The organism is Streptomyces sp. NPDC091272 (assembly GCF_044757485.1).
Lineage (GTDB): Bacteria > Actinomycetota > Actinomycetes > Streptomycetales > Streptomycetaceae > Streptomyces.
Genome location: NZ_JBIVVC010000002.1, coordinates 833,975 through 853,735, shown reverse-complemented (window position 1 = coordinate 853,735; position 19,761 = coordinate 833,975). Strand labels below are relative to the sequence as shown.

Genomic DNA, 19,761 nt, shown 5'->3' with positions numbered 1-19,761 from the left:
GTTCCGCCCCCTGGGCGGCCCAGCTGCCCAAGGGGGGGTGGGGAGGGGGAGGCGGCCCCAGCTGCCCAAGGGTGGGGGTGGGGGTGGGGAGAGGCGGCCTCCAGCTGCCCAACGGGGGAGCGGGGGTGGGGTGGGAGAGGCGGCCCCAGCTGCGCCAGCGGGTGCGCGGGTCAGCTTGCCGTGCGGGGGATTCGGCGGTTCCAGACTCGGTGGAAGATGGTTTCGTCGCCGTCCTTGCAGGTCACCTCGTTGTGGGTGAGGAAGTCGTCCGCGTCGCAGGTGATCTCGGAGTGGGTGGTGATCTGCGCGTCCCAGCCCGTTTCCGGGCGGCGCAGCCGGATCGTCCAGTCCGAGCGGGTGCGCGCGGACAGCGGGTCCCGCTCGTTGATCGTGTACGTCTCCAGCGCGTCCTCGGTGAATTCGAGGCCGTCCGGGTAGATCCGGGTGCCGCCGTAGCGCGGATCGACCTCCAGCTTCCACTCGCCCTCGGCGACGTCCCGCACCACCACGCGCTCCGGCCACTGGTCGGGGTCGGCGGGGTACCTCACGTCCAGCGGAGGTGACTGTTCCGGCGCCTCGAAGACGATCTCGGGGTGCTCGGTGTGCGTGCGCACCGGCAGTTCGAGGGAGGAGCCCGCCGGGTCGAGGACGAAGCCCGCCGAGTCCGCCTGCGGCCAGATCCACGGCCAGTACGCGGACGAGACGGCGAGCCGGACGCGGTGGCCGGGGGGGAAGGTGTGCCCGACCCCGTTGAGCTCGAACTCGACGTCCTCGGTGGCGCCCACCGGCCAGGCGTCCGACCGGTCCCGGCCGTGGCGGGCGGACAGGTTGAGGACGCCCCGGGTGACCAGGGTCGACGAACCGTCGGGCGCCACGTCGCAGACCCGCGCGATCGCCTGGCCGCGGGGCACGTCCATGGTCAGCCGCAGCCGGACCTTCGCACGGCCCAGGATCTCGATCGGCGCCTCGGTGACCGGGAAGTCGAAGCTCGCCGACTTCGCGTCCTCGTCCCGCTGGTCGGGCGGCAGGTCGGAGTCGTTCCCGAACGGGAAGAACCGGCCGGCGTCCAGCCCCGTGTGCATCGGCGAGTCGACGACGACCGGCGCGCCCTGGAGTCCGTACGACACCGGGGAGACCAGCGGGGAGGGCCAGGCGGTGTCGGCGACCCAGCGGCCGGGCAGCTGGGGGTAGGTGGTCGCGGGCGGGTGCGACTCGCTGATCCAGGAGCGCAGCAGGGGCTCCTCCATGACACCTGTCGGCTCCTCCTTGAGGTGCTGGTCCCACCAGCGCAGCGTCTCCTGGAGGAAGCCGATCGCGGGCCCCGGCGGCAGCCCGCGGTCCGGGTACTGGTGCGACCACGGGCCGATCAGTCCCCGTACCCGCGCCGGGTCCAGATGTTCGACCAGCCGCAGCACGGTGTCCCGGTACGGGTCGTGCCAGCCGCCGACCGCGAGGACCGCCGCGTCGATCGCCGAGTAGTCCTCGCAGACGCTGCCGTGCTTCCAGTAGTCGTCGCGGGTCTGGTGGGCCAGCCAGGTGTGGATGAACGGGTCGACCGCGTCGAGCCGCTCCAGCCACATCTCCTTCCAGACGTCGCCGACCTGCGCGGGGTCCGGCGGCCTGGACACGAAGGCGAGCATCGTGGACGCCCAGGCGTGCATGTCCACGGCGAGCATGGAGCCGCCCATGTAGTGCACGTCGTTGTCGTAGCGGTCGTCGGCCGAGCAGACCGTGACGATCGCCTTGAGCGGCTCGGGCGCGAGGGCGGCGATCTGGAGGGAGTTGAAACCGCCCCAGGAGATGCCGAACATGCCGACCCTGCCGGTGCACCAGGGCTGCTCGGCGAGCCAGTTCACGACCGCGACGCCGTCGGCCAGCTCCTGCGCGTCGTACTCGTCGCCCGGCATGCCCTCGCTGTTGCCGTGTCCGCGCACGTCCACCCGTACCGAGGCGTAGCCGTGGCCCGCGTACCAGGGGTGGCGCTGCTGGTCGCGGGGTGCGGTCCAGTCGCTCAGCCGGTACGGGAGGTACTCCAGGATCGCGGGGACCGGGTGCTCGGTCTCGGGCCGCCAGATCCGGGCGTACAGGCGGGTACCGTCCGGGAGCGGGATCCTGACGTCCTCGCAGGTCGTTGCGTACGGGAATTCAGTGCGTATCTGCATGGGAGAAGTCACCTCGGTGGAGCTCAGTGAACGGGGTGCATGGTGCGCTTGAGCCAGGGGGCGGCGGCGATGACGGCCAGGCCCGCAGCGACCGCGACGGCGCCGTTGACGCCGAAGTAGGCGGGGTTGGACACCTGTCCGTACAACTTCACGGTCTGTGCCTGGATGCCGTTGGCGAGCGCGAGGGAGAGGAACCAGAGGGCCATGGTCTGGCTGGCGAAGGCCTTGGGTGCCAGCTTGGTGGTGGCGGACATGCCCGACGTCTGTAGCAGGATGTCGCCGAGCCCGAGCAGCAGGTACGAGCCGACGATCCACCAGGCGGCCATCTTGTACGTGTCGCCGGTGTGCCCGGAGGTGGGCAGCACCATCAGCAGGAACGACAGACCGCCCAGGATCACACCGATAGCGATCTTGTTGGACGCGTGCGGCTGGCGCGTGCCCATCCGTACCCACAGGGCGGCGACGACGGGGGCCAGCAGCACCTCGAAGGCGCCGAGCGCGGACGCGTACCAGCTGACCGGGAAGTCGAAGCCGAGGATGTGCGTCTCGGTGTTGGTCGAGGCCAGCAGCATCATCGTCGAGTACGCCTGGAAGAGGATGAAGTTGAACGCGACGGAGGCCAGGAAGAGCACGATGTACGGGCGCAGCCTGCCCTTCTCCTCGCGCGTCACCCTCGGGCTCGCGAACATCACCGCGAAGTAGACGACGGGCGCGATCACCGAGATCAGCGTCAGGACGTCCACGAAGCGGGACATCGTGAGCCAGCCGGCCAGTGCGAGCAGCGTGCACACGGCGGCCACCACGATCAGTCCCACGACGATCGCCCGGACGGTGCGGCGCATCTTGTGCGGCGGCAGTGCGAACTCCGCACGGTTCTTGCGCCCGGCGAGGTGGCGGCGGCCCGCGACGTACTGGATCAGGCCGAACGTCATGCCGATCGCGGCGGCCGAGAAGCCCCAGTGCCAGCCCTTGTGGTCCGCGAGCCAGCCGGTGACCAGCGGGCCGAGGAAGGCGCCGATGTTGATGCCCATGTAGTACAGGGCGAATCCGGCGTCCCTGCGCTCGTCGGCGGTGCTGTAGAGCTTGCCGACCATGTTCGCGACATTGGGCTTGAGCAGGCCGGTTCCCGCGCTGATCAGTCCGAGGCCGACCCAGGTGAAGACGTCGGCGGGCACGGCCATCGCGTAGTGGCCGCAGGCGATCAGGATGCCGCCGTAGAGCACGGCGCGGTACGAGCCGAGGATGCGGTCGGCGAGCCAGCCGCCCGCCACCGAGACCAGATAGACGAGGGTGCCGTACGCGGCGCCGAGGGAGGCCGCGTTGCCGGCGTCCATGCCCATGCCGCCGTCCGCGACCGTGGCCGCGAAGTACAGCACGAGGATCGCCTGCATGCCCAGGAACGAGAACCGCTCCCACACTTCGAGGCCCGACAGGGTCATCAGGCCCTTGGGCTGGCCGAAGAAGGCGGTGTCGTCGCCCGGCGGCGGCTGCGAGGAGTCCCCGGAACCGGCCGCTGCGCCGGACTCCTGGGGCTCCTCGGGCTGAGGGTGAGGCTCTGTGTGGGACAAAGGGCTTACTCCCGGTCTTATCAGGTCACCACGAACATACCGGTGAGGTTCGGACCTCGCGCAGGGGGAGCGGGCCGGGTGGGCTTCCTCGCGCGGGGGGAGCGGGCCGGGCGGGGGTTCCTCGCACGAGGGGAGCGGGCCGGCGGGGTTCCTCGCACAGGGGGCGGGCCTGCTGGGGTCCGGACCTCGGGCGGGGAGCGGGGCCGGGCGGTGGCGGGAAGGTGGCCGGGCGGGGAACGGGGAGGGGCTTCGGGCGGGGCGGGGGTCTCGGTGATCGAAAGTCGACGGGATAGGCTGACTTGTTGAGTGATGCCAGCGACAGATCGACAATCCGTTTGATCGTCAGCAGACAGGAGTAACCCTCGTGACCGTCGTCGGGCCGTTCGGACTGAGCGTGCGGGACCAGGCTCTTGAGACCGATGTCCAGACCGGACTGGCAGCCGTCGAGGAGGGACTGCTCGACGCGACCAAGAGCGAGGTCCCCTTCATCACGGAGGCCGCGCAACACCTCGTACGCGCGGGTGGCAAGCGATTCCGGCCGCTCCTGGTGATGCTGTCCTCGCAGTTCGGCGATCCGCACGCGCCGGGTGTCGTGCCGTCGGCGGTGGTCGTGGAGCTGACCCACCTGGCGACGCTGTACCACGACGACGTGATGGACGAGGCGGACGTGCGCCGCGGGGTTCCCAGTGCGAACGCGCGCTGGGGCAACTCGGTCGCGGTCCTCACCGGGGACTTCTTGTTCGCCCGCGCCTCGCACATCCTCGCGGACCTGGGCCCCGAGGCCGTGCGGATCCAGGCGGAGGCGTTCGAACGCCTGGTCACCGGCCAGATCCTGGAAACGGCGGGACCGCGCGACGGGCGCGACCCGATCGGCCACTACCTCGACGTGATGTCCGGCAAGACCGGGTCGCTGATCGCCGTCGCCTGCCGGTTCGGCGCGATGATCTCCGGCGCGGACGAGAGCGTCACCGACATCCTCACGCAGTACGGCGAACGCCTGGGCACCGCCTTCCAGCTCGCCGACGACGTCCTGGACATCGCCAGCGACAGTCACGAGTCGGGCAAGACGCCGGGCACCGACCTGCGCGAGGGCATCCCCACGCTGCCTGTGCTGCACCTGCGCGCGATGACGCGGGCGCACGGCCGGCCGGAGGACGTCGAGCTGTGCGCGCTGCTCGACGGCGACCTGTCGGGTGACGAGGAGCTGGCCGAGGTGCTGCGCCGACTGCGCGCCCACCCCGCCCTGGAACAGGCCAGGCGGGACACCGTGCGGTACGCCGAGGAAGCGCGGGCCACCCTCGCGCCGCTGCCGGAGTGCTACGCGAAGTCGGCGCTCGCGGAGCTGTGCGACGCGGTGGTGCACCGGGCGGGCTGAGTCCCGGCGGGCCGTTGTGGCATTGCGGCCGTCGGGTCGTCGCAGCCGTCGGGACGTCACCGTCACGAGTCGTTGTAGGAGCCATCTGTTCCCTCTCGCCACCCACGGGGGAGGGACGGGTGGCTTCTGTCATCCCCTGGGTGTAGATGAGGTTGATGCCGGGGGCTGACGCATTGTGCGCGGGATTTTGGTCAGATTGACCTCACCACTCCTTACCAATTCGGGCGAGAATGGCGGCGCGGGGTGGAGATGAGTGCAGACGGCCGCCAACCACGGAGGTAGGGCACACATGGCACCGAACGGCACGGCACAGAGCACCAGCACCGACGGGACCGGGCCAGTGCGCCGCCGCAAGGCAGCGCGTTACGTCGTCCCGGTCGCGGTGGCGGGGGTGGCCGCGGCGACCATCGGTCTCGTCCCGGCGCTGGCGAACGCGGGGGACCCGGACCTGCCGCAGATCACCGCGCAGCAGCTCATAGAGAAGATGGCCGCATCGGACACCCAGCAGCTGTCCGGCACGGTGAAGGTCAGCACGGACCTCGGGCTGCCTTCCCTCGACGGCCTGGCGGGCAGCTTCGGCGGCGCCACGGGCGGCAAGGGCGAGGACGGCTCGGGCGCCGACCCGCAGGCCAAGCTGATGCAGCTCGCCTCGGGCACACACACGCTGCGCGTCGCGGCCGACGGCCCCGACCGGCAGAAGATCTCGCTCCTGGACGACGCCGCCGAGTACAGCCTGATCCACAACGGCGACGAGGTCTGGGCCTACGACAGCGCCTCGAACGAGGCGTTCCACGCCAAGGCCCCCAAGGACGCCGGGCACCGCGCCGAGCAGCCCGGCAAGCAGGAGAAGCTGCCCGAGGGGATGCCGACCACGCCCAAGCAGTTCGCCGAGCAGGCGCTGAAGATGGCGGGCAAGGACACCTCGGTGACCGTCGACGGCTCCGCGCAGGTGGCCGGCCGGGACGCCTACCAGCTGCTGATCAAGCCCAAGCAGACCGGTTCCACGGTCGGCGAGATCCGGGTGGCGGTCGACGCGGAGACGGGCACCCCGCTGAAGTTCACGCTGCTGCCGAGCGCGGGCGGCAAGGCCGTGGTCGACGCGGGCTTCACCAAGGTCGACTTCGCCGCACCGGCCGCGAGCACCTTCGACTTCAGCCCGCCCAAGGGCGCGAAGGTGACCGAGGCCGACCGGCTCAAGGAAGGCCCCGCGGGGAAGAACGACAAGGAGCTGCAGAAGGAGTTCGGGAAGAACTTCGGCAAGTCCTTCGAGAACGGTGAGAAGGGCCTCGGCAAGGGCGGTGGCGTCAAGGTCATCGGCGAGGGCTGGACCTCCGTCGCGCAGCTCGGCTCCGGGGACCGGACCGCCGCACCCGGCACGGACGCGGGACAGCGCAAGGAGCAGCTGCCTGCCGAGGCGCAGGGCCTGCTCGACTCGCTGGGCGACAAGGTGAGCGGCAAGTTCGGCGAGGGCCGGATCTTCTCGACCCGCCTGGTCAACGCCCTGATGACGGACGACGGCAAGGTGTACGTCGGCGCCGTCACCAAGGACGCGCTGCTGAAGGCCGCCAACGCCGCCGAGTAGGACGCCGAGGGGACGCCGAGGGGACGCCGAGGGGCAAGAACGAGGGAGCCGGCCGGATGGGGGACGAGCTGTCTGCGGCAGAGAGACCACCGGTGCCGCCCGTGATCGACACCCGCGGGCTCACCAAGCGGTTCCGCGGCGGACAGCTCGCCGTCGACGGCCTCGACCTCCGGGTCCCGGCCGGCAGTGTGTTCGGCTTCCTCGGGCCGAACGGCTCGGGGAAGACGACCACCATCCGGATGCTGCTGGGTCTGATCGAGCCAACCTCGGGCGCGGCGCGGGTGCTCGGCGAACCGATGCCGCGTGCCGCCCGCAGCGTCCTGCCGCGGGTGGGCGCCCTCATCGAGGGACCGGCGCCGTACGGGTTCCTCTCCGGCCGCGACAACCTCGCCCGGTACGACGCCGCCGACCCGAGCGCCGACCCGCGCACCCGGCGGGCCCGGGTATCGGCGGCGCTCGACCGGGTCGGGCTGGCGGCTGCCGGGGCCAAGAAGGCGCGGGCGTACTCCCTGGGCATGAAACAGCGGCTCGGCCTCGCCGCGGCCCTGCTGCGGCCCCGCGAACTGCTCGTCCTGGACGAGCCGACGAACGGCCTCGACCCGCAGGGCATGCGCGAGATCCGTGCCCTGGTCCGCGAACTTGCGGCCGACGGCACGACGGTCTTCCTCTCCTCCCACCTGCTGGACGAGATCGAGCAGCTCTGCACGCACGCGGCCGTGATGGCCCAGGGCCGCCTGCTCGTCCAGGGCCCGGTCGCCGAGCTCGCGACAGGCGCCCGGGGCCGCCTGGTGGTGAGCACCCCCGACCCGGGTGACGCGGCCCGGGTCCTCAAGGAGCAGGGCGTCACCGACCTTGAGACCGGCGAGGGCCGGGTCACCGGGGCCGCGCCGCCCCCCGGCCCAGGTCTCGCGGACCTCAACGCGGCTCTCGTGCACGCCGGCGTCCGGGTCACCGGCTTCGGGGTCGAACGGGCCTCGCTGGAGGACGCGTTCGTGGCACTGACCGGGGAGGGCTTCGATGTCACGGGATGAGGTCGGGCACGGAGGCACGCGTGGCGGTGAGGGTCGCCGTGTGGCCGGTCCAGGCGGTGCTCAAGGCCCGCGTGTGGCCGGGCCCAGTGTGGAGGGCCCGCGTGGGGCCGGTCTAGGTGGTGCTGAGGTCCCGCGTGTGGCCGGGCCCGGCGTGGTGCCGCCCGTGCGCAGGCACGGTGGGTCGGGGCTGCTCAGGTCCGAGCTGAAGGTCACCTTCCGGCGGTGGCGCACCCTCGCGTTGCTGGTGGTACTCGCCGCGGTGCCCGTCCTCATCGCCGTCGCGGTGCGTATCGAGACCGGCGACGGGTCCTCGGAGCTCGACGGCGGACGTGGCCCCGCCTTCCTCTCCCAGATCACCCACAACGGTCTCTTCCTGGTCTTCGCGGCCCTCGCCGCCACCCTCCCGGTGTTCCTGCCCATGGCCGTGGCCGTCGTCTCGGGCGATGCGATCGCGGGCGAGGCCGGCGCTGGAACGCTGCGCTATCTGCTGGTCGCGCCCGCGGGCCGCACCCGGCTGCTGCTCGTCAAGTACGCGACGACACTGGCATTCTGCCTGGTCGCGACCCTCGTGGTGGCGGCGTCCGCGCTCGCGGCGGGGGCGCTGCTGTTCCCGGTCGGGGAGGTGATGACGATCTCTGGCGTGCCGATCGGCTTCGGTCAGGGACTGCTGAGGGTGGTGGCGATCGCGGTGGTGGTCGCGGCCTCGCTGGCCGGGTTCGCCGCGCTCGGGCTCTTTCTCTCGACGCTCACCAACAGCGGCATCGCGGCGATGGCGGCGGGCGTCGGCCTGCTGATCACCGTGCAGATCCTGGACACGATCCCGCAGCTCGACGCGATCCACCCGTATCTCTTCCCGCACTACTGGCTGTCCTTCGCGGACCTGCTGCGCGAGCCCGTCTACTGGGACGAGCTGTGGAAGAACCTCGGTCTTCAGGGGGTGTACGCGGCGGTGTTCGGCGCGGCGGCCTGGGCGAGGTTCACCACCCGCGACATCACGGTCTGAGCGGGGCGGTACGAGGCGATACGGGGCGTTACGGGGGGGGCCTGGCGAGGTGCCGGCCGGGGACGCCACCGGGTCGGTCGCCTGCCGGGTGAGGCCGAGGGGCGCCAGGAGGGGGACGTACGAGGCCTGCCCCGTACATCCCCCTCCGGCGCGCGGGACCGGCCCTGAGCCTGTGCCGTATCGAGCCGTCCCCCGATGCGGCTCGACACGACACGGACCGTTCCCCCTCGGAGGGTCATTCTTGGAGTCCTCGCTTCCGCTGTCAATACGCCACAGGTCGCCGCCCCGCTACACTCCCCGCGTGAGCGCGACGCCCAACCCGCAGCGACGCAGCGAGAAGTCGCGTCAGGCGATCCTCGCCGCAGCCATCGACCTGTGTACCGAAAAGGGGTACGGGGGCGTCACCGTGGAAGCCATCGCGGCCCGCGCCGGGGTCAGCAAGAAGACGATCTACCGCTGGTGGGCGTCGAAGGGCGCCGTCATGCTGGAGGCGCTCGGCCAGCACAGCGACTCGAACGCGCCGTTCCCCGACACCGGCGACCTCGCCGCCGATCTGTACGCGCAGATGACCGGGGTGGTGCGGGTGCTCACGTCCCCGCCGTACGGGCCCGTGTACATCGGCATCCTCTCCGAGCTGCACGACGACGAGGACCTGACCAGGGCGGTCCACACGCAGATCATCACCCCGCGCTTCACCGCCGCCGTGAACCGGCTCAAGAGCGCCCAGCGGCAGGGCGTGCTGCCCGAGGGGGCCGACCTGGAACTGGCCGTCGAGCTGCTCTACGGCCCGCTCTACTACCGGTACGCGCTGCGCAAACCGCCGCACAGCCCGGCACGTACGGCGGAGCTGGTCACCCATGTGCTGCGGACGCTGGGCGGCCGGGTCTGACGGCCCGGCCGCAGGCAGTGGACTGCCGCCCCTGACGCGGAGTTGACGCGCGTCGGGGGCGGCAGGGTTCACTGGGTGCCGCGCCTGCTTCAGAAGGTGAGCTTCCAGCTGTTCAGCGTGCCGGTGTCCTGGGCGGCCACGTCCTGGACACGCAGCTTCCAGCTCCCGTTGGCGGGCTCGCTCGAAGCGTTCACCGTGTACGTCTCGACGACGTCGTCCGCCGAGTCGTTGCTGCTGGAGTTCTTCAGCCGGTAAGCGGTCCCGTCCGGGGCGAGGAGGTCGACCACCACGTCTCCGCGCCAGGTGTGCTTGATGTTCACCGCCACCTTGAGGGCGGCGGGCGCGTTGCCCGTACGGCCCGACACGGTGATCGGCGAGGTCACGGCGGCGCCGGCGTCCGGGATCGCGACCGCGGTGGTGCTCTCGTAGTCCGTGCCGGTCGGCGGCGGTGTGGTGCCGCCGGCGGACAGCGTCCACAGGGCGTACGCGACGGCGTCGCTGTTGCGGTCGAGGGCGGTGTCGTTGATGTTCGTCAGGCTGTCGCACGACGAGTGGTAGCAGCGGTCGAAGGCCTGGCCCGAGGTGCCGCCCCACTTCTGCGCCTGCGCGGCCGTCTTGCGGTAGTCCGCGCCGGAGAACAGCCCGCCGACCGGTATGCCGACGCTCTTGAACGGGGCGTGGTCGGAGCGGCCGTCGCCCTCGGTCTCGATCTCGGTGGGGACGCCGAGGCCCGCGTAGTAGTCCTTGAAGGTCTTCTCGATGGCCGGGTCGTCGTCGTAGACGAAGTAGCCGGGGTTCGGCGAGCCGATCATGTCGAAGTTGAGGTAGCCGGCGAACTTTGCCCGCTCGGTGGCCGGCAGGCTGTTCACGTACGCCTTGGAGCCGAGCAGCCCCAGCTCCTCCGCACCCCACCAGCCGAACCGCAGGTGTTTGTCCGGCTTGAGCTGCGCACGGGAGACGGCGAGCGCGGCCTCCAGGACGGCGGCGGAGCCCGACCCGTTGTCGTTGATCCCCGCGCCGGAGGTCACCGAGTCGAGGTGCGCGCCGGCCATCAGGACCTTGTTGGCGTCGCCGCCGGGCCAGTCGGCAATCAGGTTGTAACCGGTGGCGCCGCTCGCGGTGAAGGTCTTGAGCGAGGTGGTGTACCCGGCGGCGTCCAGCTTGGCCTTCACGTAGTCGATGGAGGCCTTGTAGCCGGGGCGGCCGTGCGCCCGGTTGCCGCCGTTCGCGGCGGCTATGGAGGAGAGCTGGCTGAGGTGGGCCTTCACGTTCGCCAGCGGTATGTCCGGCGCGGCCGCGGCGGTGGCGGCCGTTGTCGCACGTACGGGGGCCGGCGCGGCGGCGGTGGTACCGGCGGTGGTCGCGAGCAGCCCGCCGACGGCGAGGGCGGCGACGGCCGCGGCTCTGCCGGTCCTGCGGGATCTGCTACGGGCGGAGGGAAGCGTCATGTGGGGGCTCCGGATTTCCGAACGGGGACGGGACGGAACGTGCGGGAACTGGCCGAACGGGTGGGACCTGTAAGGCAGTTGAGCGGTGACGCGTGCGCTGTGCGTGCCTGATGTTCAGTGAGAGTTCGCTCCACCGTCAAGGGCGTAATCCGGTCACGACCGTTCGAATAACGGACTTGGCCGATCACGGCCGGTCGGACGCGGTACGCGCGGGCGGTCCGGGCCTATGTGCCCGGACAGGACCGGCTACCGCCTCTCCGGCACCGCCCCCGGGTCGGTCGCCCGTACCGCCCCCGGGTCGGCCATCTGTACCGTCCCCGGTTCCGCCACCGGCAGTGTTTCCGCCGCGCCGGGCGCCGTCGCGGTGGTGGCGGTGGCGGTGCGGGCGCGCGTCGCGGCGGCCGTTCTGGCCGTTCGTACCGCGTCCCAGGTCAGCAGGGTCAGTGCCACCCACACCAGGGCGAACCCCGCCCACCGCTCGGCCGGCATCGCCTCGTGGAAGTACACGACGCCCAGGGCGAACTGGAAGACCGGGGCCAGGTACTGCAACAGCCCCAGCGTCGACAGCGGCACCCTGATCGCCGCCGCGCCGAAGCACACCAGCGGGACGGCGGTGACCAGGCCCGTCGCGGCGAGCAACGACGCGTGCCCGGCGCCGTGCGCGCCGAAGGCCAGGCCGCCGGAGGTGCCGAGCCAGATCAGGTATCCCAGGGCGGGCAGGAACTGGATGGCCGTCTCGGCGGCCAGGGATTCGAGGCCGCCCAGGTTCACCTTCTTCTTCACCAGCCCGTAGGTGGCGAACGAGAAGGCCAGGACGAGCGAGATCCACGGCGGCTGCCCGTACCCCACGGCCAGCACCACGACCGCCGCCGCGCCGACCCCTACCGCGGCCCACTGCGCGGGCCGCATCCGCTCGCCGAGCAGCAGGACGCCCATGGCGATGGTGACCAGCGGGTTGATGAAGTAGCCGAGCGACGCCTCCACCACGTGACCGGAGTTGACCGACCAGATGTACAGGCCCCAGTTGACGGTGATGACGGTCGCGGCCACGGCTATCAGGCCGAGCTTCGCGGGCTGTCGCAGGAGCTCACCGATCCAGCCCCAGCGCCGTACGACCAGCATCGCGACGGCCACAACGGCCAGCGACCACACCATCCGGTGGGCCAGGATCTCGATCGCCCCGGCGGGCTTCAGCAGCGGCCAGAAGAGCGGGACCACGCCCCACATCCCGTACGCCCCGATGCCGTACAGCAGTCCCGCGCGCTGCTCCTTCTTCGTGTCCCACGTGTCCGACGACATTGACACCGGCCTGGCCTCCCGTCCGGAACATGCACCCTGCACACACCCGTCGCGCCCGACGGTAAGCCCGCCCGGCCCCGTGTGTCATGTCCGTTCCGCATGACGGTCATGACGGTCATGACGGCCGTGACGGCCGTGACGGCCGTGACGGCCGAGGAGACCGCTCCGGCGCCGGGACGCGCGAGGGGCGCCAGGCCTTGGTGGGCCGGGCGCCCCTCGCGCACGTACGGAAGAACCTGCCGGTACCGGCTCAGCCGACGACCGTCCAGGTGTCCTTGCCGGCGAGCAGCGCACCCAGGTCGCCCTTGCCGTCCCGTTCGACCGCGGTGTCGAGCTGGTCGGCCATCAACGTGTCGTAGACCGGCCGTTCCACCGAGCGGAGGACCCCGATCGGGGTGTGGTGCAGCGTGTCCGGGTCCGCGAGGCGGGACAGGGCGAACGCGGTGGTCGGCGAGGAGCTGTGCGCGTCGTGCACGAGGATCTGCGCCTGGTTCTCCTCGGTGACGGCCACCACCTTGAGATCACCTGTCTGCGGGTCCCGGACCACGCCCTTGGCGCCGTCGGCGCCGAAGCGGATCTGCTCGCCGTGGGTGAGCCGGATCACCGCCTCCTCGGCCTGCTGCTTGTCCTTCAGGGCCTCGAAGGCGCCGTCGTTGAAGATGTTGCAGTTCTGGTAGATCTCCACGAGCGCCGTGCCGGGGTGGTCGGCGGCCTGCCGCAGCACCTCGGTGAGGTGCTTGCGGTCGGAGTCGACGGTGCGCGCCACGAAGGACGCCTCGGCGCCGATGGCCAGGGAGACCGGGTTGAAGGGCGCGTCGAGGGAGCCCATCGGGGTCGACTTGGTGATCTTGCCGACCTCGGAGGTGGGGCTGTACTGGCCCTTGGTGAGCCCGTAGATCCGGTTGTTGAAGAGCAGGATCTTCAGGTTCACGTTGCGCCGCAGGGCGTGGATGAGGTGGTTGCCGCCGATGGACAGCGCGTCGCCGTCACCGGTGACCACCCACACACTCAGGTCCCGCCGCGAGGAGGCGAGCCCGGTCGCGATGGCGGGGGCGCGGCCGTGGATGGAGTGCATCCCGTAGGTGTTCATGTAGTACGGGAAGCGGGAGGAGCAGCCGATGCCGGAGACGAAGACGATGTTCTCCTTCGCCAGCCCCAGCTCCGGCATGAAGCCCTGCACGGCGGCGAGCACCGCGTAGTCGCCGCAGCCGGGGCACCAGCGCACTTCCTGGTCGGACTTGAAGTCCTTCATCGACTGCTTCTCGTCGGCCTTGGGCACGAGGGAGAGCAGCGAGTGCGCGGGCGGGCCCGAGGTGTCGGACGAAGAAGTGACCGTCTCAGTCATTGATGGCCTCCTTGAGGGCCGTTGCCAGCTGCTCGGCCTTGAACGGCATTCCGTTGACCTGGTTGTACGAAACCGCGTCCACGAGGTACTTCGCCCGGATCAGCGTGGCGAGCTGACCGAGGTTCATCTCCGGTACGACCACCTTGTCGTAACGCCTCAGCACCTCTGCGAGGTTCCTCGGGAAGGGGTTGAGATGGCGCAGATGTGCCTGCGCGATGCGCTCGCCGTCCGTGCGCAGCCGGCGTACGGCGGCGGTGATCGGCCCGTACGTGGAGCCCCAGCCCAGCACCAGGGTGCGGGCGCCGTCCGGGTCGTCGACCTTCAGGTCGGGCACCGCGATGCCGTCGATCTTGGCCTGGCGGGTGCGGACCATGAAGTCGTGGTTGGCGGGGTCGTAGGAGATGTTGCCCGTGCCGTCCTGCTTCTCGATGCCGCCGATGCGGTGTTCGAGGCCCGGGGTGCCGGGCACCGCCCAGGGCCGGGCCAGGGTCTGCGGGTCGCGCTTGTACGGCCAGAAGACCTCGGTGCCGTCCGCCAGCTCGTGGTTGGGGCCGGTGGCGAACCGCACCCGCAGGTCGGGGAGTTCGTCCACCTCGGGAACCCGCCACGGCTCCGAGCCGTTGGCCAGGTAACCGTCGCTCAGCAGGAAGACCGGGGTGCGGTAGGTCAGCGCGATCCTCGCCGCGTCGAGCGCCGCGTCGAAGCAGTCGGCGGGGGTCCGGGGCGCGACCACGGGCACCGGCGCCTCGCCGTTGCGCCCGTACATCGCCTGCAGCAGGTCCGCCTGCTCGGTCTTGGTGGGCAGCCCGGTGGACGGGCCGCCGCGCTGGATCGCCACGATCAGCAGCGGCAGCTCCAGCGAGACCGCGAGCCCGATCGTCTCCGACTTCAGCGCGACACCGGGGCCGGAGGTGGTGGTCACGGCCAGCTGCCCGCCGAAGGCCGCGCCGAGGGCGGCGCCGATCGCCGCGATCTCGTCCTCGGCCTGGAAGGTCCGCACGCCGAAGTTCTTGTGCTTGCTCAGCTCGTGCAGGATGTCCGAGGCCGGGGTGATCGGGTACGAGCCGAGGTAGAGCGGCAGGTCCGCCTGCTGGCCGGCCGCGACCAGTCCGTACGAGAGCGCCAGGTTCCCGGAGATGTTGCGGTAGGTGCCCGGGGGGAACGCGGTGGTGGCCGGGGCCACCTCGTAGCTCACCGCGAAGTCCTCGGTCGTCTCGCCGAAGTTCCAGCCCGCGCGGAAGGCGGCCACGTTGGCCTCGGCGATGTCGGGCTTCTTCGCGAACTTCTGCCGCAGGAAGGCCTCCGTGCCCTCGGTGGGCCGGTGGTACATCCAGCTGAGCAGGCCCAGCGCGAACATGTTCTTGGACCGGCCGGCGTCCTTGCGGGACAGCCCGTAGTCCTTCAGCGCCTCCACGGTCAGCGTGGTCAGCGGCACCGGGTGCACGCTGTAGGCGTCCAGCGAACCGTCCTCCAGCGGGGACGTCTCGTACCCCACCTTGGCCATCGGCCGCTTGGTGAACTCGTCGGTGTTGATGATGATCTCGGCACCGCGCGGCACGTCGGCGATGTTCGCCCGCAGCGCCGCGGGGTTCATCGCCACCAGCACATTCGGGGCGTCGCCCGGGGTCAGGATGTCGTGGTCCGCGAAGTGCAGCTGGAAGCTGGAGACGCCCGGCAGCGTCCCGGCGGGGGCGCGGATCTCCGCGGGGAAGTTCGGCAGGGTCGACAGGTCGTTGCCGAACGACGCGGTCTCCGACGTGAACCGGTCACCGGTGAGCTGCATGCCGTCGCCGGAGTCACCCGCGAAACGGATGATCACCCGGTCCAGGCGGCGGACCTCTTTCTCCCGGGCGCGATCCGGGGCGCGCTCCGCTCCGTCTGCTCCGTCGGCCTGCTCGGCCGGGCTACTGACCTGGCTGGTCACTGAACTGGACCTCCCTCAGAGGCGGCGGTTCGAGAACGGCCGGACGACCGGTCGTCCCGTGGCAACCCTACGTCCGCAAGGATCGCTCGCCGCGGCCTTCCCGTATGGCGGAACCGCTTTTGAGACACCTCGCCGACGCGATTCGTCACGATTCACCCGCTCGCCGACCCCGGTACCGCAGACGCCCCGCACCCGCCCTCCGGCCCCGGTACCGCAGACGCTTCCCGTACGTCCTCCGGTTCTGCCCCCGCCGGGTGGGTGGGTGCTCCTGCCGGGGCGCGCCGGACCCGCGCGCCGAACCTTGGTAGCTGACGCACCGTCAGAAATCCAGTGCACCGGCCGGGGCGGCGGTCAGGAGTTCAGGTAGGTGAGCACTGCCAGCACCCGTCGGTGGTCCCCGACGCTCGGCGAGAGGCCCAGCTTCAGGAAGATGTTGCTGACGTGCTTCTCGACCGCACCGTCGCTCACCACCAGCTGCTTGGCGATCGCCGAGTTGGTCCTGCCCTCCGCCATCAGGCCCAGGACCTCCCGCTCGCGCGGGGTGAGGCCGGCGAGCACGTCCTGCTTGCGGCTGCGGCCGAGCAGCTGTGCTACCACCTCGGGGTCCAGGGCGGTACCGCCCTTGGCCACCCGCACCACCGCGTCCACGAACTCCCGGACCTCCGCCACCCGGTCCTTGAGCAGGTACCCCACACCCGTACTGGAACCGGCCAGCAGCTCGGTGGCGTACTGCTCCTCCACGTACTGCGAGAGCACCAGCACCCCGATCCCGGGGTGGTCCCGGCGCAGCCGCACCGCGGCCCGTACCCCCTCGTCGGTGTGGGTCGGCGGCATCCGTACGTCCGCCACCACCACGTCCGGCAGCTCCCCCCGCGCGGCCAGCTCGCCCACGGTCCGCACCAGCGCCTCCCCGTCCCCGACGCCTGCGACCACGTCGTGCCCGAGGTCGGTCAGCAACCGGGTCAGGCCCTCCCGGAGCAGGACCGAATCCTCGGCGATGACCACGCGCACCCTGTCTCCCACGGTTCTTCCCGCCCCCAGCTCCGGTAGGTGCGGCTGTGTCACCGCACTCAACTGCCCCCAGCATCTCAGCATCCGGGGAGGGGTACGGGACGCCGGGTGCTAGCCGCGCCAGGGCAGTTCAGCCGTCACCGTCGTCGGACCGCCGGCGGGGGAGTCCACCACCAGGACCCCGTCCACCGCGCCCAGCCGCTCGGCCAGCCCCGCGAGGCCCGAGCCCCGCGAGGTGTCCGCGCCGCCCCGGCCGTCGTCGGTCACCTGGAGCAACAGCCGCCCGCCGGTCTCCCACACGTCGACCGAGGCCCGGGACGCCTGCGCGTGCTTGCTGACGTTCTGCAGCAGCTCGGAGACGGTGAAGTACGCGATGCCCTCGATGGCGGCGGCCGGCCTGGCAGGCAGCTCCACCTCCACCCGTACCGGAACCGTGCACCGGGAGGCCACCGCGGACAGCGCCGCGTCCAGGCCCCGGTCGGTCAGCACCGCCGGGTGGATGCCGCGGGCCAGGTCGCGCAGCTCCTGGAGGGCCACCTTCACCTCGCCGTGCGCCTCGTCCACCATCCGGGCCGCGGCCTCGGGGTCGGCCGTCAGCTTCTCCTTCGCCAGGCCCAGGTCCATCGCCAGCGCGACCAGCCTGGCCTGCGCCCCGTCGTGCAGGTCACGCTCGATGCGCCGCAGGTCGGCCGCCGCGGTGTCCACCACCACACCCCGGTCCGACTCCAGCTCGGTGACCCGCTCGTCGAGGGCGGAGGGGCTGAGCAGGGTGGCCACCAGCAGCCGGTCCACGGACACCAGGGCCCGGGTGACCCACGGGCAGACCAGCAGCAGGACCAGCCCGGTCGCACAGGTCAGGGCGGTCTCCAGCGGAGCGTCGAGGTACACCTCGTGGTGCATGCCGCCGTAGAGCTGGATGCCGTGCGCGCCGTCGTCCTGAGGGATCGCCCAGCCGTACAGGGGGTAGGCGAAGGACAGCAGCCCGAACGACCAGAAGACCACCGAGACGCTGAACGCGAAGATCGCCCACGGCATGTGCAGGATGCCGTACAGCAGGTGGCGCCAGGACACCCCGCTCTTGAGGACCGCCCCCACCCGGCCCAGCGGCCCGGACCTCGCGGGGCGCAGCGCACGCGGTTCGGGCACGTCCAGGCCCAGCAGGAGCCGGGCCCGCCCCCGCTCCAGCACGCCGAAGCCGCGGAACAGCGCGAGACCGGCGGCGAGCACCGGGATGCCGAGGAAGGTGACCAGCAGACCGGCCCCCAGCGAGAGGGTCAGTACCGCGAGCACGAAGGCCGCGATGCTGATCGGCAGGCCGAACACCACATAGGTGAGTTCGCGCCAGGCGCGCCCTTCGAACGGCGCGCGCAGCACCGGCGGGACGCGGTGCTCCCGGGGCCGGTGTTCCCGGGTGCGAGGTGCGTAATCCGTGGCCATGATCCCCGTCCGTTTCTTCCATGCGCTCATCACGAGTGCGTCGGTTCAAGACTGCGGTGACGCGGTGTCCGGGACCATGCGGTAATTCACCGTCTTCTGCTGGGGTTTTCCCCACCCCCCGCGCCGCGCCTCCCCGCGGACCGGCCACGCCCGGCCGGTGCGCCGGCGCCCGTCGGCACCCGTTCCCGCCAGGGCAGTTCCGCCGTCACGGTCGTCCCGGCGCCCGGCGGCGAGTCCACCGTGAACAGCCCGTCGACCGCCCCGAGCCGGTCCGCGAGCCCCGACATGCCGGTGCCGCCGTCCAGCCGTGCGCCACCGCACCCGTCGTCCCGTACCTGGATCAGCAGCCGAGGCCCGGACCGCCACACCTCGACCGTCGCCGAGCGGGCCCCGCTGTGCTTGCTGACGTTCTGCAGCAGCTCGGACACCGTGAAGTACGCGATGCCCTCGATCGCCTCGGCAGGGCGCCGGTCCAGGTCGGCGTTGACCGTCACCGGCACCGTGCACCGCGAGGCGATCGCCGACAGCGCGGCGTCCAGGCCCCGGTCGGTCAGCACCGCCGGGTGGATGCCGCGGGCCAGGTCGCGCAGTTCCTGCAACGCCAGTTTCACCTCGCCGTGCGCCTCACCGACCATCAGCGCGGCGGCCTCGGGATCGTCGAGCAGCTTCTCCTTGGCCAGCCCGAGCCCCATCGCCAGCGCGACCAGCCTGGCCTGCGCCCCGTCGTGCAGATCGCGCTCGATGCGCCGCAGGTCGGCCGCCGCGGTGTCCACGACCACACCCCGGTCCGATTCCAGCTCGGCGATCCGGCGCTCCAGCTCGCCGGAGGGCGAGAGCAGCCCGCGCACCATCGACCGGTCCACGTTGGAGAGCCCCCGTACGACGAGCCCCAGCACCGGCCACAGCACGAGCAGACTGACCAGCGTCACCGCGAACGTCAGCACGCTCCACGGCAGTCGGATCACCGAGTACAGCACCGACCGCCAGCCCACCGGGTCCTTGAGCGTCGTCCACAGCCAGGGGAAGAAGCCGTCCCCCTCCCGCGCCGCACGCACCGGACTCGGCTCCTCCACCCGCACCCCGAGCAGCACGCGCGCGCGTGCCCGCTCCCAGCGGCCGAGCCGCCGCGCGCCCATCAGCCCCGCCGCCAGCAGCGGCAGCCCGATCACGGTCACGGCGAGACCGGCACCCAGCACGACGGAGATCACCGCGTAGAGGAACCCGAGCAGGGCCGCGGGAAGGTCGAGCAGCAGGTGCGCGACCTCCTTCCACGTGTGCCGGCCGTAGGCGAGGGCGGCGGCGGGAGGGGGCGGGTCGGAGCCGGGCGGTTGCGCACCGGAGCTTGCGGTCATGGCGCCAAGACTGCCGGTAGCGGCATCCGGACGCCATGGGGTGGGCGGGGTGCCGGGGGTGGGGACAACCCCACCGACGTCCGGCGGCGGGCCGCCCCCGGGCGCCGGCCGCGGCTTCCGCGAGTCCGTGCCGCCGCTCGAACCAGGGAGGCACCAGGCAGGCCCTAGACTCCCGTGCGTACAGATCGCGTAAGGACCGAACGACGGCCGACGGCCGACAGCCGTACGACAGGGTGCCGAAAGGCCGGGGAGCGAGGGACGGGACGTGCCGGAACCGACCGTGCCGATCGAATGGGCGACGGAACACTCCACCGCCACCGTGTCGGTGACGCAAC

Annotated in this window: 14 protein-coding genes; 5 read left to right on the top strand and 9 right to left on the bottom strand. The window is 71.5% G+C overall.

Annotation, left to right across the window (positions count from 1 at the left end; translation table 11 throughout):
- Positions 1-170: 170 nt before the first annotated feature.
- Positions 171-2,162, bottom strand: a complete 1,992-nt coding sequence (locus ACIQM4_RS08675) for a CocE/NonD family hydrolase (protein WP_401587802.1) — start codon at positions 2,160-2,162, stop codon at positions 171-173.
- Between the two features lie 23 nt (positions 2,163-2,185).
- Positions 2,186-3,730, bottom strand: coding sequence for a peptide MFS transporter (locus tag ACIQM4_RS08670; protein WP_401587800.1), 1,545 nt, complete (start codon positions 3,728-3,730; stop codon positions 2,186-2,188).
- Between the two features lie 364 nt (positions 3,731-4,094).
- On the opposite strand from ACIQM4_RS08670, the gene ACIQM4_RS08665 reads away from it, so the two are divergent.
- The 5 genes from ACIQM4_RS08665 (at position 4,095) to ACIQM4_RS08645 (ending at position 9,610) form a co-directional block, all read left to right on the top strand.
- Positions 4,095-5,105, top strand: coding sequence for a polyprenyl synthetase family protein (locus ACIQM4_RS08665; RefSeq protein ID WP_401587797.1), 1,011 nt, complete (start codon positions 4,095-4,097; stop codon positions 5,103-5,105).
- 289 nt (positions 5,106-5,394) lie between these two features.
- A complete protein-coding gene (locus ACIQM4_RS08660; protein WP_401587794.1) occupies positions 5,395-6,687 on the top strand; it encodes an outer membrane lipoprotein carrier protein LolA in 1,293 nt (430 codons plus the stop codon).
- A 56-nt stretch (positions 6,688-6,743) separates the two neighbouring features.
- Entirely contained in the window at positions 6,744-7,718 is a 975-nt protein-coding gene (locus ACIQM4_RS08655) for an ABC transporter ATP-binding protein (protein WP_401587792.1), read from the top strand.
- Positions 7,705-8,721, top strand: coding sequence for an ABC transporter permease (locus ACIQM4_RS08650; protein ID WP_401587790.1), 1,017 nt, complete (start codon positions 7,705-7,707; stop codon positions 8,719-8,721). Before ACIQM4_RS08655 ends, ACIQM4_RS08650 begins: the two co-directional genes overlap by 14 nt.
- 301 nt (positions 8,722-9,022) lie before the next feature.
- Positions 9,023-9,610, top strand: a complete 588-nt coding sequence (locus ACIQM4_RS08645; RefSeq protein ID WP_401587788.1) for a TetR/AcrR family transcriptional regulator — start codon at positions 9,023-9,025, stop codon at positions 9,608-9,610.
- Positions 9,611-9,699: 89 nt separating this feature from the next.
- Here the strand turns inward: ACIQM4_RS08645 and ACIQM4_RS08640 are convergent, their stop codons facing one another.
- The 7 genes from ACIQM4_RS08640 to ACIQM4_RS08610 all read right to left on the bottom strand — a co-directional run bounded on the left by ACIQM4_RS08640 (position 9,700) and on the right by ACIQM4_RS08610 (position 19,426).
- Positions 9,700-11,058 carry a M28 family metallopeptidase gene (locus ACIQM4_RS08640; RefSeq protein WP_401587785.1) on the bottom strand — a complete coding sequence of 453 codons (1,359 nt, stop codon included), beginning with the start codon at positions 11,056-11,058 and terminating at the stop codon, positions 9,700-9,702.
- A 246-nt stretch (positions 11,059-11,304) separates the two neighbouring features.
- Entirely contained in the window at positions 11,305-12,357 is a 1,053-nt protein-coding gene (gene rarD, locus ACIQM4_RS08635; RefSeq protein WP_401587783.1) for an EamA family transporter RarD, read from the bottom strand.
- 250 nt (positions 12,358-12,607) lie between these two features.
- Positions 12,608-13,702 carry a 2-oxoacid:ferredoxin oxidoreductase subunit beta gene (locus ACIQM4_RS08630; protein WP_401587781.1) on the bottom strand — a complete coding sequence of 365 codons (1,095 nt, stop codon included), beginning with the start codon at positions 13,700-13,702 and terminating at the stop codon, positions 12,608-12,610.
- Positions 13,695-15,626: a 2-oxoacid:acceptor oxidoreductase subunit alpha gene (locus ACIQM4_RS08625; protein WP_401587779.1), complete on the bottom strand. Its 1,932-nt coding sequence runs from the start codon at positions 15,624-15,626 to the stop codon at positions 13,695-13,697. Before ACIQM4_RS08625 ends, ACIQM4_RS08630 begins: the two co-directional genes overlap by 8 nt.
- A 351-nt stretch (positions 15,627-15,977) precedes the next feature.
- On the bottom strand, positions 15,978-16,637 hold the full coding sequence (locus ACIQM4_RS08620) for a LuxR C-terminal-related transcriptional regulator (protein ID WP_401588249.1): 660 nt from the start codon (positions 16,635-16,637) through the stop codon (positions 15,978-15,980).
- A gap of 111 nt (positions 16,638-16,748) precedes the next feature.
- Positions 16,749-18,074, bottom strand: coding sequence for a sensor histidine kinase (locus ACIQM4_RS08615; protein ID WP_401587777.1), 1,326 nt, complete (start codon positions 18,072-18,074; stop codon positions 16,749-16,751).
- Positions 18,075-18,160: 86 nt separating this feature from the next.
- Positions 18,161-19,426: a sensor histidine kinase gene (locus ACIQM4_RS08610; RefSeq protein WP_401587774.1), complete on the bottom strand. Its 1,266-nt coding sequence runs from the start codon at positions 19,424-19,426 to the stop codon at positions 18,161-18,163.
- Positions 19,427-19,761 lie beyond the last annotated feature (335 nt).

What these genes read in the sequence shown, in the direction of transcription:
- ACIQM4_RS08610 (WP_401587774.1), bottom strand. Translation starts at nt 19,426, where the DNA reads ATGACCGCAAGCTCCGGTGCGCAACCGCCCGGCTCCGACCCGCCCCCT.
- ACIQM4_RS08675 (WP_401587802.1), bottom strand. Translation starts at nt 2,162, where the DNA reads ATGCAGATACGCACTGAATTCCCGTACGCAACGACCTGCGAGGACGTC.
- ACIQM4_RS08615 (WP_401587777.1), bottom strand. Translation starts at nt 18,074, where the DNA reads ATGGCCACGGATTACGCACCTCGCACCCGGGAACACCGGCCCCGGGAG.
- ACIQM4_RS08630 (WP_401587781.1), bottom strand. Translation starts at nt 13,702, where the DNA reads ATGACTGAGACGGTCACTTCTTCGTCCGACACCTCGGGCCCGCCCGCG.
- ACIQM4_RS08640 (WP_401587785.1), bottom strand. Translation starts at nt 11,058, where the DNA reads ATGACGCTTCCCTCCGCCCGTAGCAGATCCCGCAGGACCGGCAGAGCC.
- rarD (WP_401587783.1), bottom strand. Translation starts at nt 12,357, where the DNA reads ATGTCGTCGGACACGTGGGACACGAAGAAGGAGCAGCGCGCGGGACTG.
- ACIQM4_RS08650 (WP_401587790.1), top strand. Translation starts at nt 7,705, where the DNA reads ATGTCACGGGATGAGGTCGGGCACGGAGGCACGCGTGGCGGTGAGGGT.
- ACIQM4_RS08660 (WP_401587794.1), top strand. Translation starts at nt 5,395, where the DNA reads ATGGCACCGAACGGCACGGCACAGAGCACCAGCACCGACGGGACCGGG.
- ACIQM4_RS08655 (WP_401587792.1), top strand. Translation starts at nt 6,744, where the DNA reads ATGGGGGACGAGCTGTCTGCGGCAGAGAGACCACCGGTGCCGCCCGTG.